Consider the following 14735-nt stretch of genomic DNA (forward strand, 5'->3'; position numbering starts at 1 on the left):
ACTCTAATGAGCGGGGTTTTTTTATGTTTATTATTTCGGACATAAAAAAACAAGCTCTGATCACTCAGAGCTTGTTTGTATGGGCTAAATCGTTATTATAGTTTTGTAACGTTAGCTGCTTGTGGTCCACGAGCGCCTTGCTCAACGTCGAAAGAAACTTCTTGGCCTTCTTCAAGAGTCTTGAAGCCTTCGCCTTGGATAGCTGAGAAGTGTACGAATACGTCTTCTCCACCTTCACGTTCGATGAATCCGAAACCTTTTTCTGCGTTAAACCATTTTACTTTACCGTTTTCCATTTTTGTTGCCTCCTAGTGTGATATCCACACAATTTGTTACTATTCTTGTCTCAGTGATATCCAGGCGAATCAAGCAGTGCATGTTCTTTCCTTGCATACCGAACAAAAATAATTCTTCCTAAGAATAACAGAACTGAAAGGATAGTGCAAGCCTTAAGGGATTTTCCAAAAATAGGTTTTATAAATAAAGTTCCTAAAGACCATAATGGAATATCAATAGTTAGCCAGAAACTGTGGTATAATGGAGAGAACATGAAAGGGCGTGGGTAATTGAAAAGCGCAAGCAACCTTTACAAAATAGGTCAAAGTGTCAGTATCAAAGAAACCGGTGAAACAGTGACCATTATGAAATCCCAATACGTGAAAAACATGAAAAGATATTCATACACTGTAAAAGAGTATCCGAGTACCTTTTATTTCGAGGAAGAACTTACAAAGATCTAGAAGCTGGGTTTCCTGGCTTTTTTATTTTTTCCGCTCAGCCTCAAACTGTCATCTCCTACCAGAGCGTGCTTCGTATGGCACGCTTTTTTCTATTCCCCTTCTTGATCATTCATTACCTTTTTCCTAGAAAACCCAATTATTTGAAGATTAAACTCTATCCAAACTACTTATTTAGCGTCCCGAAATTTGTCTATAAAATAGGCATCTTACTCTATTAATTGTTTTTATAATATTCCGTAAAATAGAGTTGAATCTAGTTTAATAGGAGGAATGACAATGACTTTGAAAAAGAAGGTTCTATCTGTTTCTTTATCAAGCATGATGGCTCTTGGTGCGGTGACGGCGGTGGCGTTGCCTGCTGGCGCGGTTGGAAATGGCCCGAGTGCCGGAAATGGATCCGTACAAACATCGATTCTGCATACATATGAAAGCTTAGTAGATTACTTAAAGACTCAAGATGCCAAACAAGAGGCCATGGAGCTAGAAGTGATTGGCCAGACTGTCAAAGGCCGCGATATTCACATGGCAAAATATATTTCCAATCCGAAAAACCCAACAATCTTGTTCTTGACTCAGCAGCATGGCAACGAGCAGCTGACAACAGAAGGTGCGCTTGAATTCATTAAACACTTAGGAACTGGTAAAACAAGCGGCGTACTCGATAATGTGAATATCCTTGTAATCCCGATGCTGAACGCGGACGGAGCGATGGGCGATGTCGACTTCTCACTTGAGGATTACCATGCAGATGGCGATCGCCACCTTACCCGCTACAATGCTAACTATGTTGACCTAAATCGTGAGCACGCAAAAGAAACAAGCGATATGGAACCAGAAGCACGCGCGCTTCATGAAAATGTTTTTGAGAAATATGATATCGATTACATGATCGACCTTCATCACCAGGGCACACTCAGTGAAACAGAAGGTGAACTTGTTTCTGGATCGATCCTGTATCCTACAAATGAAAATGTGAAGCCAGAGGTGCTTGAAGGCTCCAAGAAGCTTGGTGCAGTCGTTTATAATGCACTTGAAGATACTGGCTGGGGCCATATCGGCAAATATCGCGGCGGTACGGGGGAAAACATTGGCCGTAACGGAGCGGCTGTCCGCTATGACATCTCGACTCTATTATTCGAAATGCGCGGCATGTCCGACCATTACTACGAACCTTATGCACTTGGCCAAAAGAGCAACGGCTACCTGATCAAGCAGACCATCACCACTTTGGATGCGGCAGTCAGAGCCATTGCAGACGATTCTATTGAAACAATGGATACTAGCTTCTGGGATACGCTGCCTGAACAGACAAACAGGCAGAACGAAGAAGCTGACGAGTAAGATATTTGCAGTGACCATATGCAATTAGCCTGCCGGTCGAGATCGGCAGGCTTTTTCGCCTTAAAATGTTCACTGGATATTTGGCATTTTTTACATCAGAATATAACCTGAAAGGATGTGGACTATGATACTAAAAACCCGGTACGAACCAGACGAATTGAAAATCATGAATCTCCTGGAACCACGAATGAATTTTACGGAAAAAGAAAAACAAAGACATTATAGGCTGAGGAAAGGCTATGAGGGTGAAGTCAAGTATGATCTATGGATGAAAAGCATTGAGATCCAAAACCTGACCCTGAACGACCTTCTCCTCGAGGCAAGCAGCACCACGTTCCAGATTGATTCCAGTGTCATTACTCAGAATAAACTTCTACTATTCGAAGTTAAAGATTTCGAAGGGGAATATTACTACGAAGACGAACGTCTTAAAATAATCCATGGCGAAGAAATCAAAGACCCCCTGCTCCAACTAAAACGCAATACCTCTCTGTTTCGCCAACTACTTTCCAGCCTCGGCTTTCACCTTGAGATTGAATCCTATGTCTTATTCATCAACCCCGAGTTCACCCTGTACCAGGCCCCCAAGAATGCACCCATCATTTTACCTAGCCAGCTCAACCGCTTCATGAAAAAATTGAATAAAAGACAATCCGCACTGAATAATCTCCATCAAAAGATTGCCGACAAACTGCTTGCGTTGCATACAGTGGATAACCCCTATAAACGATTGCCGAAGTATGAGTATGAGCAATTGAAAAAGGGGATAGCTTGTGGTGAGTGTCATTCATTTGTGGATCGGGTTGTGAAAAGGGAGTTTGTCTGCAGTCATTGCGGCAGTCATGAAAAAATTGATGCGGCCATATTGCGTAGTATTAGAGAAATCAAATTACTATTTCCTAATAAGAAGATCACCACTACACTGATGTACGAATGGAGTAATGGCGCGATTTCAAGAAAGGTTATAAGACAAATACTAACTAAAAACCTTAATGTAACCGGCCAAAAGAGACATCAGTATTTCGAAGATAATAGTAAGTGATTTGCTTTCTATATGACCTTTTGGGGTTCCCTCCTCGTTTTGGGCTTATAGAATTTTTCTATGTGACCTTTTCGCGGATTCCTCCTTGTTTTGGGCTTATAGAATTTTTCTATGTGACCTTTTCGCGGATTCCTCTTCGCTTTGGGCTTATAGAATTTTTCTATGTGACCTTTTCGCGGATTCCTCTTCGCTTTGGGCTTATAGAATTTTTCTATGTGACCTTTTCGCGGATTCCTCCTCGTTTTGGGCTTATAGAATTTTTCTATGTGACCTTTTCGCGGATTCCTCCTCGTTTTGGGCTTATAGAAATGACAAACAAAAAACCCAGCCAGCAAATCCACGCTGGCTAGGTTCCAATAAAAACTCTATATTATTCAACCGTAACCGATTTAGCCAGGTTACGCGGCTTATCGACGTCACAGTCGCGGTGCAGCGCTGCGTAGTATGAGATCAACTGCAGCGGGATTACTGAGATAAGAGGTGTTAATAGGCTGTGCACTTCTGGGATGACGAAGCGGTCTTCGTCTGTTTCCAGTCCGTTCATGGAGATGATGCACGGGTTTGCTCCGCGGGCAACGACTTCTTTGACGTTTCCACGGATGCTCAGGTTAACGAATTCTTGTGTAGCAAGGGCGATGACTGGTGTGCCTTCTTCAATCAAGGCGATGGTTCCGTGCTTCAGCTCGCCGCCTGCAAAGCCTTCAGCCTGGATGTACGAGATTTCCTTCAGCTTCAACGCACCTTCTAGTCCTACGTAGAAGTCGATTCCGCGTCCGATGAAGAATGCGTTTCTTGTGACAGTCAGGTATTCGCGTGCAATGCTTTCGAATTCTTCTTTGTCGTCGCAAAGAGCTTCCATTGCTGTCGCTACGATTCCTAATTCCTGTACAAGATCAAAATCAACTTCATGGCCAATTCCGCGAGCAGTTACTTCTGCTAAAATTGCCAGTACAGCAAGCTGTGCTGTGTACGCTTTTGTTGAAGCAACCGCAATTTCAGGACCAGCGTGAAGTAGAAGAGTGTAGTCTGCTTCACGGGAAAGCGTTGAACCAGGAACGTTCGTAATCGTCAATGCTTTGTAGCCCATCTCCTTCACTTGCACAAGAACCTGGCGGCTATCCGCAGTTTCTCCGCTTTGTGAGATGAAGATGAACAATGGCTTTTCTGATAGAAGCGGCATATTGTAGCCGAACTCACTTGAGATGTGGACTTCAACAGGAATCTTAGCCAATTTTTCGATGAACTGCTTGCCAACAAGACCAGCATGGTATGAAGTACCTGCAGCGATGATGTAAATGCGGTCTGCATCCTTCATAGCCTTAACGATGTCAGAATCGATTTCAAGTGCGCCTTCGCCATCCTGATAGTTCTGGATGATTTTACGCATCACAAGCGGCTGCTCGTCGATTTCCTTGAGCATATAGTGAGGGTATGTTCCCTTTTCAATGTCGCTTGCATCAAGCTCTGCTGTGTAAGGAGCGCGAGAAATCACTTCTCCATCAAGGTTCTTGATTGTCACTTCATCTTTCGTGACAATGACCATTTCCTTGTCCATCAGTTCAACATATTGGTTTGTTACCTGGATCATTGCCATTGCGTCACTGGCAACAACGTTGAAGCCATCGCCAAGGCCGACAAGAAGCGGGCTCTTGTTTTTCGCCACAAAAATAGTGTCTTCATTTTGCTCATCTATAAGGGCAAGTGCATATGAACCATGTAAAAGTGTCAGCGTCTTACGGAACGCTTCTTCTAAGCTCAGACCTTCTTTTACGAACAGTTCGATTAACTGAACGATAATTTCAGTGTCTGTTTCACTCTTCAATTCGACATTCTGCAAATACTCGCGCTTCAATAGATCATAGTTTTCGATGACACCATTGTGAACAAGAGTCAGTCTGCTTGTTGAGCTTTGATGAGGGTGAGCGTTCACCTTGCTTGGAGGACCGTGAGTCGCCCAACGAGTATGGCCGATACCAGCGTTCGCCATTACACCGTTATCCACTGCGTTGCGAAGATCCGCAATGCGTCCTTTTTCCTTAAAAACGTGAACTCCCTTTTCGTTCATGACTGCGATTCCCGCAGAGTCATACCCTCTATATTCAAGCTTTTCAAGGCCTTTTAATAAAATCTCTTTCGAGTCATAATTTCCGATATATCCAACGATTCCACACATAACTTCTTTTCCTCCTGTACGACAGGGGGCAAGAAGCCTCTTATATAGGGGCAGCTTGCCCCCTTATCTCATATAATTGGTTTGAGGTCAGACTTCGTAAATCCAATCCTCTTTAGTTTTAGCATCCCCATCTTTTTGTGCATTAAGTTGCCCTAATGTTTTGAAGATGAAATTCGCGGCTGTGCTTTCAGCCGGGAGGCATCCGCCGAAACTTCGATAAACCTCCACCTCGTCAACTAATCCACATTTCCGTTCAAGGATTAGTCCTGGCGCTTTAATTTTCCATTGATCTACCTCTGCCCACCTTTCGATAAGTTGTTTTCAAGGCAAAAAGCAGCCTTTTACAAAAACAGGATTATCATACATGATACTAACCCATCCGTCAATAGAAATTCAAAGGAAAACAGCCTTCCCATACAAATACCCTTTACAAGACTGCTAAAAACTCTCTTCCTAAATAAATATGCATAAGGGCTCTATTTTGTGCTTTGAAGCCCTTATGCATATGACTGAATTCTATTCTTTTAAGCCCATTTCCTCTTGAACAACCGCTGCGATACGGTTTACATATTCCTGGCAAAGCTCTGCTGTTGCTGCTTCTGCCATGACTCGTACCAATGGCTCTGTTCCGGAAGGACGGACAAGGATACGGCCATTGCCGTTCATTTCCGCTTCAACCTCTTCAATTACTGCTTTTACCTTCTCGTTATCTGTTACGTGGTGCTTATCCGTCACACGGATGTTTACAAGAACCTGCGGATATTTCTTCATTTCCGCTGCCAGTTCAGAAAGCGGCTTTTTAGTTGCTTTCATAATGTTGGCAAGCTGCAGACCTGTCAGCAGGCCATCACCTGTTGTATTGTAGTCCAGGAAAATGATATGACCTGACTGCTCGCCGCCGAGATTATAGCCATTCTTTTTCATTTCTTCTACTACATAACGGTCGCCAACAGCCGTTTGGACGCTCTGCACACCGTTTTCCTCAAGGCCTTTGTAAAAACCAAGGTTACTCATTACAGTAGAAACGACTGTACCCTGTTTTAACTGGCCGCGTTCCTTCATGAATTTCCCGCAGATATACATGATCTGGTCGCCATCAACGATGTTTCCTTTTTCATCAATCGCAATCAGGCGGTCGCCATCCCCGTCAAAAGCAAGACCTAAATCCGCTCCCTTGTCCTTGACGAATTCAGCAAGTGCCTCAGGGTGTGTCGAGCCTACGCCATCATTGATATTCAGGCCGTTAGGCGATGCGCCCATTGTGGAAGTATCAGCATCAAGGTCAGCAAACAAATGCGTAGCCAAAGATGACGTTGCTCCATGTGCACAGTCAAGTGCGATGTGCAGCCCAGTGAATTCTTCATCAACTGATTGTTTAAGGTATTGCAGGTACTTTTGGCCGCCTTCAAAGTAATCATTCACCTGTCCGAGGTTAGCACCTACAGGACGAGGCAGCTCATCTGTTTCCATATCCATCAATTGTTCGATTTCATTCTCTTGGTCATCAGATAGCTTATATCCGTCCGGTCCAAAGAATTTTATCCCGTTATCTGCAACTGGGTTATGAGAGGCAGAAATCATGACGCCAGCCTGTGCCCCAAGTGCCTTTGTCAAATAAGCGACCCCTGGAGTAGAGATGACGCCGAGCCTCATGACTTCCGCTCCGATTGATAATAGGCCGGCAACCAGTGCTCCTTCAAGCATATGTCCCGAAATACGAGTGTCTCTTCCGATCAATACCTTAGGGCGATCATGCTCCTTTGTCAGGACATAGCCTCCAAAGCGGCCTAGCTTGAAAGCCAATTCTGGCGTTAATTCGCTGTTCGCAACACCGCGTACTCCGTCTGTACCGAAATATTTACCCATTCTTAAAATCTCTCCTTGTATGAAAATTGCAGTCAATTACGCATCTTTTTTCGCAACCGATATACTGGCTTTTTCTTTAGCCAATTTCCAGGTTATATTTTGGGGTGCTGTCACTATCAAGTCGACTTCATGATTTCCCTCATCCAGTTCCGACACATCAATCAGAATCCTAAAATCATCGGATGAAAGGGCGGAAACAATATCACTCGGCCCTGATATAGTCAGGTTAGCCTGACCATTTGCAGGATCAAGGAAATCGACTTCATAGCCGTCACCTTTCCCATCAATTTCAATGGGAACATTGGATATACTTCTCTCGGAAGCCTTAGTGACTTTAACGGCCACTTTAACTGTTTCAGGAGAAACCTGGACAATTCCTTCACCAATAATGACTGGGAGGGTGAGTTCCGTATCCTCATCAATCTTGCTGACATCCACCTCAACCCTTACTTGATCGAACTTCTCAAGAAGAGCTGGATCAGCGATGATTTCAGCTTCCTTCGTTTCCAAAGTGATAGAATCGATCGTTACCCCACTTGGAGGAGTCCCTTTACGTACAATATCAATCGGAACCTTTTTACTCGAGCTCTTCACCGGGATGGTTACTTCAACGACTCCAGGTTCAACGATAACATCTAATTTATTCATGTCCTTATCAAGGGCCAGGACACTCGCCTCTCGTGTGATTGTATCCGAGATTTTTGCGGATGAATTCACAGTAGCCTTTACATAAGTGATTCTATCGATAACATCCTTGGCACCTGTTATTTTGACTTTGTTAGGCTTAACTGTCGGCTTCTCAGCAATATAGCCTTCTTCAACTATATTTCCGTTGAATTCTGCCTCCACTCCGAATTCCTTCGTAACCTTTTCCTGGATTGATACATTTGCATACCCAGGCTCAATGGTAACAGTCAGGCGGTCTGAGACATCTTTAATCGTGATCGGTACTCGCTGATCGCCGATTTCGGCATCCGTCAAATCAACGAACACTTCAAAGTTCCGTAGTGTTTTCGCCTGCTGCACAAGATTTTTCGGTCCTTGCAGCGTGACGGAAACCGTTTCAGGAACGCCTGATACGACTAGAGTATCGGTATCATATATTCTTTTTACCGGTACGTCTTCAATAATCTCTACCTTTTCATCTGATGGCACATTCACATCACCGGGCTTATCAGGATCATTTTTCGGTACAGATCCAAAAAGCAGGACAGCAAGAACCAGGGCAACAACTTTTATGAACCAGGGATTATCCATCCATTTATCCATTTTTCTTCCCCCTCCAATTCCAGCGGGTAGAAGCTGCCTGCTTGATTCTTGATGGTGAAACCAGCTCGGCTGTGAGCAGTTCCCTTAGCGTTTCCCCGCTCAAGTCCCTGTAAAGTTCGCCATTCCGGGTGACTGAAACATTGCCTGTTTCCTCAGAAACGACAATCGTGATACTGTCGGTTACTTCACTGATACCGAGTGCGGCCCTATGCCTTGTACCGAGTTCCTTCGAAATGAACGGACTTTCTGACAGCGGCAAATAACAAGCCGCTGCGGCAACGATGTTTTTCTGTATCACGACAGCTCCATCATGAAGCGGCGTATTCGGTATGAAAAGATTGATCAACAGTTCAGAAGAGATTCTTGATTGAAGCTGGATGCCTGTTTCTATGTAATCACTCATTCCTGTTTCTCTTTCAATTGAGATCAATGCTCCGATCCGGCGCTTAGCCATGTAATCGGTGGCCTTGATAATGGCCTCGACCATCTTCTCTTCGTCTTCCTCTTCCTGCAGACCTGATCTGGAAAAAAGCCGCCCTCTGCCGAGCTGTTCGAGTGCCCGCCGCAATTCAGGCTGGAAGATGATGATAATGGCCAGGAATCCCCAGGTTAGTACTTGTTCCATCATCCAGCTGAGCGTATTCAATCCGAAGTAATCACTGATAAACTTTACAATCAGGATGACAAAAATCCCTTTTAAAAGCTGGACAGCCTTCGTACCTCGAATAATTGCAATCAGCTTGTAAATGACGAACCAAACCAGGAGAATGTCAACAATATTAGCTAGATATTCTAAAAAATCGAAATCCGCAAACGACATTGCACTTCCTCCAGTAGTTTAGTAAGGCTCCTTCAGGCAAAATCATAAATCGCCGGAAGGTTCATCAGCCTTTTTTATAAGGCTATATTGTTAAAAAGTAGATTGGCTTCGGGGTTGCTGGTAAACTCAGCAAAAAGTTGCTCCTAAGCCTTTTGAAATGAGATGTATCATTCATAAAGGGCGAAATCGCCTTTTGAAAAAAATCCACTTCAGCTATAAATAAATGTAACTTTTTTATTATACCATAAGCTTTATTCAAATTAATAATGATGTCAATTGCAGTGTCCTTGACAGGGGGTCCTCACCGGATTCCTTTCTAAAATTGCTTAAAAAACAGCCATTCCTATTGGAATGACTGTTCTTTTTCGTCGTTCTCAAAAAGATCTGCCGTGTTTTTAGCTGTCTTCTTAATATGGTACCAAATCCACTCGAACACTTCATTGACCTCTGTTATTTCACCAGTGACATTTCCGGCAGATGCCATGTAATTCTCACCACTGATCAACTCACCGTTGATCACTGTGACATTCCCCTGAACCTCGCCGTCAATTTTCACCTTGCCATTCCTGACTACAACATCCCCTTTTACAACTTCCCCTTCAGGCACGATGACCGTATCATTTTCAACTACCAAATTTGGCTGTTTCGATACTGAAAACTGGTGATCTTCATTCCAGGTTGAAAATATGCTGACTGTCATTAATGCCAGGAAAAGCGAGGCCGCTGTTACCAATGGATGGCTCCGGAACCAACGCTGGATTTCGGTCTTCTTTTTTTCTTTAGGAAGCCCAGCCATGACCTTTGAAGTAAAATCCTCTGGCGCCTGGATGTGAGAGGTGCTCTGTACAAGCGCAATTGCTTTATTCAGCTCCCTGAAGTATTCCTGGCAATCTTTACAGCTTTGCAGGTGCTCTCTTAAAACCTTTTCATGTTCTTCGGAAATTTCTTCATCTAAGTATTCATGCATATAGTCGATAAATTGTTCTGGACATTTCATATTCTTTCACCTCACCTTATACGTGTCGCAACTGCTGCCTTAAGGCTTCTCTTCCTCGATGAATCCTCGTCTTCACTGTGCCAAGCGGCAAATCCAGTATTTCGCTGATCTCATTCAAGCTGAGCTCTTCAATATACTTTAATACGATGACCGATCGATATTTATCGGGTAGTTTTGAAATTTCTTTTTGGATCGTATCATGCAATTCGATACTTTCAACCTCATCCTCTGGTAAAGGTGTTTCAGATGGAACCTGGGAGTACATTGTCAAGCCCTCTGTTCCAGGCACTTCCGCATCAAGGAAATAATCGGGTTTCTTTTTGCGGATCCGGTCAATGCATAGGTTAGTCGCAATTCTATACAGCCATGTTGAAAACTTCAAGTTTTGATTGAAGCTGTTAATATTGATATATGCACGGATAAATGCCTCTTGTGCAATATCTTCTGCCTCGTGCCGATTCCCAAGCATACGGTAGCAAAGCTGGAATACCTTGTCCTTGTATACCTCAACAATCTCTCCATAGGCATTCTGGTCTCCCTTGAGTACTTGCTTTATTCTGTGTTTAACGATTGTCTCCATTATTTTACCTCCGCGCTTCATGCGGCTAATCGATATACGAATCGATTCCGTAAAAGGTTTCGTTTTTTTTATAAAAACTTTATTTATGTATTTTAATGACAAAATTATCAACTAACTGACTTATTTTGCGAAAAAAATCTAAAAACACGATAACTTTATATTAACAAATTATTACCATTTTGGTTTAAAAAGTTTTATAAGGGGTATAAATGAACTATATTTTATTGAAAGCGAGGAACTATTAGTGTGTGCAAATACGTTGTTGAAGGATATTGAAAATTGTCGTAAAGAAATGGTTGAATTAGCCTCAAAAACCTCGCTGTCAAATCAAGGGGTTGTAGACATGAGCATTAAACTCGACCATCTGCTAAATAAATATGATCACTTAACTTCAAAAAAGACATTTCTATATTAATAATAAGAGAGCAGCAGCCAGACTTGGCCGCTGCTCCTATTTTTGCGTGCTAATATGATTCTATTCCAAAACTATATGAGCATTACAAAAGTTTTTCCCCAAATAAAGAACCCATCAATGCCACTGCTGCGACAGCTGTCTTGTTCTTTTCATCAAGGATTGGGTTGACTTCGACAAATTCAGCTGATGTAATCACTTTCGCTTCAGCTAACATTTCCATCGCCAGGTGGCTTTCACGATAACTGATTCCTCCAGTTACCGGCGTACCGACACCAGGAGCATCGGTTGGATCAAGGCCATCCAGGTCGAGTGAAAGGTGGACGCCATCCGTCTTATCTTTAAGATAGTTGACCGTCTCCTCAATGACGGCAGCCATTCCGAGACGATCGATTTCATGCATCGTGAACACTTTAATGCCCATTTCCTTGATGAGGTCCTTTTCACCATCATCCAGTGCACGCGCTCCGATAATGACAATGTTTTCAGGCTTTACCTTCGGTGCAAACCCACCTAATTGCGTCAGCATCTCATGACCCAAACCAAGGCTCGCTGCCAGTGGCATTCCGTGTATATTACCAGACGGAGAAGTTTCCGCTGTATTCAAATCTCCATGCGCATCATACCAAATGACACCCAGGTTCTTATAATGTTTGGATACACCCGCCAATGTCCCAATCGCAATGCTATGGTCACCGCCTAATACAAGCGGAAATGACCCTGATTCAATAATCTTGTGTACCTCATCAGCAAGCAAACTATTTTTTTCCGCTACCAGTTCCAGGTTGCGCAGATTGCTATTAGGATCAACTTTTACCTCAGGTCTGCCAACAGCTATATCTCCCAAATCCTCTATCTCATCAAATAACACTCTCAGTCTTTCATTTATTCCAGCATAACGGATCGCACTCGGGCCCATGTCGACTCCCCTTCTCATCTGACCCAAATCCATAGGCATGCCAATAATCGAAAGTTTCTTCATTATTTCTCCCCCTTGCTATCTCTCGTCTACCCCCTATTTTAAACGCTTTCATTCAAATGACTCAACTGGACAGTTTCATGAATATATATACGGTTTAGAATTGAGTGAATTTATACATTGAAGTATCCGTAAAACCATAATATAGGGAGGATTTGAACAGTTAAGGCGAGAAGCAACAAGGAAGTTCCCGCCTGATTACGTGCAGTTATAGAACTGATTGATGGAAAAATTAAAGCATATTGCATTGCAATGTGCATTCTTGACATCTTTGAGCTCTGCTTCCTGAAACTTGTCACAATAACTGTGCTTTCTTGACAACTATGAGCTCTGCTCCTTGAAAGCTGTCACAATAACTGCTTTTTCTTGACAGCTTTCTCCTCTACAACCTGATACCTGTCACAATAACTCCGCTTTCTTGACAGCTTTCTCCTCTACAACCTGATACCTGTCACAATAACTCCGCTTTCTTGACAGCTTTGTGCTCTACATCTTGAAACTTGTCATAATAACTGCTTTTTCTTGACAGGTTTGGCCTCTATATCCTGAAACCTGTCACAATAACTCCGCTTTCTTGACAGCTTTGACTTCAACTCCTTGAAACCTGTCACAATAACTGCTTTTTCTTGACAGCCTTGAGCTCTACATCCTGAAACCTGTCTTAATAGCTGCTCTTTCTTGACAGGTTTCTTCTCTACATCCTGATACCTGTCACAATAACTCCGCTTTCTTGACAGCTTTGAGCTCTACATCTTGAAACCTGTCATAATAACTGCTTTTTTTGACAGCTTTGGCCTCTTTTCCTAAAAAGCTGTCACAATAACAGCATCTATTAGAGCAACTCCTTAAAGTCTTTCTGAACTTTGATCTCCTTTAATTTTTATAACTTAAAACCGTTCTAAAATGAAAATAAAAAAGCCATAAACCCAATTGGATTTATGACTGAAATGGTATTTATGTAGTGTGATGGTGGAGCCTAGCGGGATCGAACCGCTGACCTCCTGCGTGCAAGGCAGGCGCTCTCCCAGCTGAGCTAAGGCCCCATTTTGGAGCGGAAGACGGGATTCGAACCCGCGACCCCAACCTTGGCAAGGTTGTATTCTACCACTGAACTACTTCCGCATGTTTTTATTATAATAGATAAAACCCCTAAAAATAAAGGACAAGTTCATTCTTAGGGGTCTTAACATGAGTGAGCCATGAAGGACTCGAACCTTCGACCCTCTGATTAAAAGTCAGATGCTCTACCGACTGAGCTAATGGCTCAAAGTTGAAGTGGAACTAAGGTTGTATCCACCAATTTATATTTCCCTGTCGCATCTGATGCTCAAAAGACCTCCGGCCTTTCTCGCAGATTGCCAGGAAGAAAACTCAATGCAGCGAGCAATCTGCTCTACCGACTGAGCTAATGGCTCAAAAAATGGCTGGGCTAGCTGGATTCGAACCAACGCATGACGGAGTCAAAGTCCGTTGCCTTACCGCTTGGCTATAGCCCAATGAAAAAATAAAAAGGACATTAGTAGCTTGTCCAATTTTAATATGTATTAAAATGGTGGAGGGGGACGGATTCGAACCGCCGAACCCTGAGGGAGCGGATTTACAGTCCGCCGCGTTTAGCCACTTCGCTACCCCTCCACATAATACAACTTCCTAAAACTAATTCATGCTTAAAATCCTTTTCGGGATTTTTCGCATCTTTGCGCTGAAATTCATTCAGATAAGTTAGAAAGAAGGTGCCGGCAAGAGGACTTGAACCCCCAACCTACTGATTACAAGTCAGTTGCTCTACCAATTGAGCTACACCGGCATGGTAAATGTAGATTATTTTCACTGCGTGAAAAAATAATGGTGGAGGATGACGGGATCGAACCGCCGACCCTCTGCTTGTAAGGCAGATGCTCTCCCAGCTGAGCTAATCCTCCATATGGTGACCCCTACGGGATTCGAACCCGTGTTACCGCCGTGAAAGGGCGGTGTCTTAACCGCTTGACCAAGGGGCCATATAATAATATATTCAGAGCTTCCAAGCGGGCTCGAACCGCTGACCTCTTCCTTACCATGGAAGTGCTCTACCTGCTGAGCTATGGAAGCATGTTGCTGCCAGCTCAAACGACTCTCGTCATTTAGAGATAATGGCTCCGCAGGTAGGATTCGAACCTACGACCGCTCGGTTAACAGCCGAGTGCTCTACCACTGAGCTACTGCGGAATAATGATAATTTTCATAACTCTTGCAGATGATTCGAATGCCATATCTTAGAGTAATCTAAGATGATCATGCATCATCGCCCGGCGGCGTCCTACTCTCACAGGGGGAAACCCCCAACTACCATCGGCGCTGAGAAGCTTAACTTCCGTGTTCGGTATGGGAACGGGTGTGACCTTCTCGCCATCGCCACCAGACAATTTTTAAGGACAATATTTATTATACTGCCTTTTATGCATTTTTCAAGAGGTATTTTTTTGCTTTCACAAAAACTTTATTCCCTCAAAACTAGATAATGTTGTAAGAAGAAA

11 protein-coding genes, 10 tRNA genes and 1 rRNA gene are annotated in these 14735 nt (G+C 43.3%); 3 read left to right on the plus strand and 19 right to left on the minus strand.

Annotation, left to right across the window (positions count from 1 at the left end):
- Positions 1–95: 95 nt before the first annotated feature.
- Positions 96–296 (minus strand): cold-shock protein, encoded by a 201-nt coding sequence (locus tag AB5I83_RS22125; protein WP_023626356.1) that lies wholly within the window; start codon positions 294–296, stop codon positions 96–98.
- 720 nt (positions 297–1016) lie between these two features.
- Here AB5I83_RS22125 and AB5I83_RS22130 point away from each other — a divergent pair.
- Both AB5I83_RS22130 and AB5I83_RS22135 read left to right on the plus strand, forming a co-directional pair.
- Entirely contained in the window at positions 1017–2081 is a 1065-nt protein-coding gene (locus tag AB5I83_RS22130; RefSeq protein WP_448978557.1) for a M14 family zinc carboxypeptidase, read from the plus strand.
- Between the two features lie 124 nt (positions 2082–2205).
- Positions 2206–3123: a nuclease-related domain-containing protein gene (locus AB5I83_RS22135; RefSeq protein ID WP_448978559.1), complete on the plus strand. Its 918-nt coding sequence runs from the start codon at positions 2206–2208 to the stop codon at positions 3121–3123.
- A gap of 370 nt (positions 3124–3493) precedes the next feature.
- Here the strand turns inward: AB5I83_RS22135 and glmS are convergent, their stop codons facing one another.
- The 6 genes from glmS to sigW all read right to left on the minus strand — a co-directional run bounded on the left by glmS (position 3494) and on the right by sigW (position 10828).
- The gene (glmS, locus tag AB5I83_RS22140) at positions 3494–5296 is read right to left on the minus strand and encodes a glutamine--fructose-6-phosphate transaminase (isomerizing) (RefSeq protein ID WP_448978561.1); all 1803 of its coding nucleotides are present in this window, start codon (positions 5294–5296) and stop codon (positions 3494–3496) included.
- 516 nt (positions 5297–5812) lie between these two features.
- Positions 5813–7162, minus strand: coding sequence for a phosphoglucosamine mutase (gene glmM, locus AB5I83_RS22145; RefSeq protein WP_448978563.1), 1350 nt, complete (start codon positions 7160–7162; stop codon positions 5813–5815).
- Positions 7163–7198: 36 nt separating this feature from the next.
- The gene (locus AB5I83_RS22150; protein ID WP_448978565.1) at positions 7199–8431 is read right to left on the minus strand and encodes a CdaR family protein; all 1233 of its coding nucleotides are present in this window, start codon (positions 8429–8431) and stop codon (positions 7199–7201) included.
- Entirely contained in the window at positions 8424–9251 is an 828-nt protein-coding gene (gene cdaA / locus AB5I83_RS22155) for a diadenylate cyclase CdaA (RefSeq protein ID WP_448978567.1), read from the minus strand. The genes AB5I83_RS22150 and cdaA overlap by 8 nt, the downstream gene beginning before the upstream one ends.
- Before the next feature lie 343 nt (positions 9252–9594).
- The gene (locus AB5I83_RS22160) at positions 9595–10248 is read right to left on the minus strand and encodes a zf-HC2 domain-containing protein (RefSeq protein WP_448978569.1); all 654 of its coding nucleotides are present in this window, start codon (positions 10246–10248) and stop codon (positions 9595–9597) included.
- A 16-nt stretch (positions 10249–10264) separates the two neighbouring features.
- Positions 10265–10828 carry an RNA polymerase sigma factor SigW gene (sigW, locus tag AB5I83_RS22165; protein WP_167834292.1) on the minus strand — a complete coding sequence of 188 codons (564 nt, stop codon included), beginning with the start codon at positions 10826–10828 and terminating at the stop codon, positions 10265–10267.
- Positions 10829–11072: 244 nt separating this feature from the next.
- On the opposite strand from sigW, the gene AB5I83_RS22170 reads away from it, so the two are divergent.
- A complete protein-coding gene (locus AB5I83_RS22170) occupies positions 11073–11243 on the plus strand; it encodes an aspartyl-phosphate phosphatase Spo0E family protein (RefSeq protein ID WP_448978571.1) in 171 nt (56 codons plus the stop codon).
- A gap of 82 nt (positions 11244–11325) precedes the next feature.
- Here AB5I83_RS22170 and rocF read toward each other — a convergent pair whose 3' ends face one another.
- The 12 genes from rocF to rrf all read right to left on the minus strand — a co-directional run bounded on the left by rocF (position 11326) and on the right by rrf (position 14621).
- A complete protein-coding gene (gene rocF / locus AB5I83_RS22175; protein WP_448978573.1) occupies positions 11326–12222 on the minus strand; it encodes an arginase in 897 nt (298 codons plus the stop codon).
- Between the two features lie 964 nt (positions 12223–13186).
- Positions 13187–13262 (minus strand) — tRNA-Ala (locus AB5I83_RS22180).
- A 4-nt stretch (positions 13263–13266) separates the two neighbouring features.
- Positions 13267–13341: transfer RNA gene (locus AB5I83_RS22185), tRNA-Gly, on the minus strand.
- Positions 13342–13412: 71 nt separating this feature from the next.
- Positions 13413–13485 (minus strand) — tRNA-Lys (locus AB5I83_RS22190).
- Positions 13486–13640: 155 nt separating this feature from the next.
- Positions 13641–13715 (minus strand) — tRNA-Gln (locus tag AB5I83_RS22195).
- A gap of 54 nt (positions 13716–13769) precedes the next feature.
- A tRNA-Tyr gene (locus tag AB5I83_RS22200) sits at positions 13770–13854 on the minus strand.
- Between the two features lie 99 nt (positions 13855–13953).
- Positions 13954–14026: transfer RNA gene (locus AB5I83_RS22205), tRNA-Thr, on the minus strand.
- Between the two features lie 39 nt (positions 14027–14065).
- Positions 14066–14141, minus strand: a tRNA-Val gene (locus AB5I83_RS22210).
- A gap of 3 nt (positions 14142–14144) precedes the next feature.
- Positions 14145–14219: transfer RNA gene (locus AB5I83_RS22215), tRNA-Glu, on the minus strand.
- An 18-nt stretch (positions 14220–14237) separates the two neighbouring features.
- Positions 14238–14310 (minus strand) — tRNA-Thr (locus AB5I83_RS22220).
- A gap of 42 nt (positions 14311–14352) precedes the next feature.
- Positions 14353–14427 (minus strand) — tRNA-Asn (locus AB5I83_RS22225).
- 78 nt (positions 14428–14505) lie between these two features.
- Positions 14506–14621 (minus strand): 5S ribosomal RNA (rrf, locus tag AB5I83_RS22230).
- Positions 14622–14735 lie beyond the last annotated feature (114 nt).

This window comes from Mesobacillus sp. LC4 (genome assembly GCF_053543455.1).

Excerpts from the sequence above, each read along its gene's own strand:
- AB5I83_RS22125 (WP_023626356.1), bottom strand. The coding sequence starts at position 296 with ATGGAAAACGGTAAAGTAAAATGGTTTAACGCAGAAAAAGGTTTCGGA.
- AB5I83_RS22130 (WP_448978557.1), top strand. The coding sequence starts at position 1,017 with ATGACTTTGAAAAAGAAGGTTCTATCTGTTTCTTTATCAAGCATGATG.
- AB5I83_RS22135 (WP_448978559.1), top strand. The coding sequence starts at position 2,206 with ATGATACTAAAAACCCGGTACGAACCAGACGAATTGAAAATCATGAAT.
- glmS (WP_448978561.1), bottom strand. The coding sequence starts at position 5,296 with ATGTGTGGAATCGTTGGATATATCGGAAATTATGACTCGAAAGAGATT.
- glmM (WP_448978563.1), bottom strand. The coding sequence starts at position 7,162 with ATGGGTAAATATTTCGGTACAGACGGAGTACGCGGTGTTGCGAACAGC.
- AB5I83_RS22150 (WP_448978565.1), bottom strand. The coding sequence starts at position 8,431 with ATGGATAAATGGATGGATAATCCCTGGTTCATAAAAGTTGTTGCCCTG.
- cdaA (WP_448978567.1), bottom strand. The coding sequence starts at position 9,251 with ATGTCGTTTGCGGATTTCGATTTTTTAGAATATCTAGCTAATATTGTT.
- AB5I83_RS22160 (WP_448978569.1), bottom strand. The coding sequence starts at position 10,248 with ATGAAATGTCCAGAACAATTTATCGACTATATGCATGAATACTTAGAT.
- sigW (WP_167834292.1), bottom strand. The coding sequence starts at position 10,828 with ATGGAGACAATCGTTAAACACAGAATAAAGCAAGTACTCAAGGGAGAC.
- rocF (WP_448978573.1), bottom strand. The coding sequence starts at position 12,222 with ATGAAGAAACTTTCGATTATTGGCATGCCTATGGATTTGGGTCAGATG.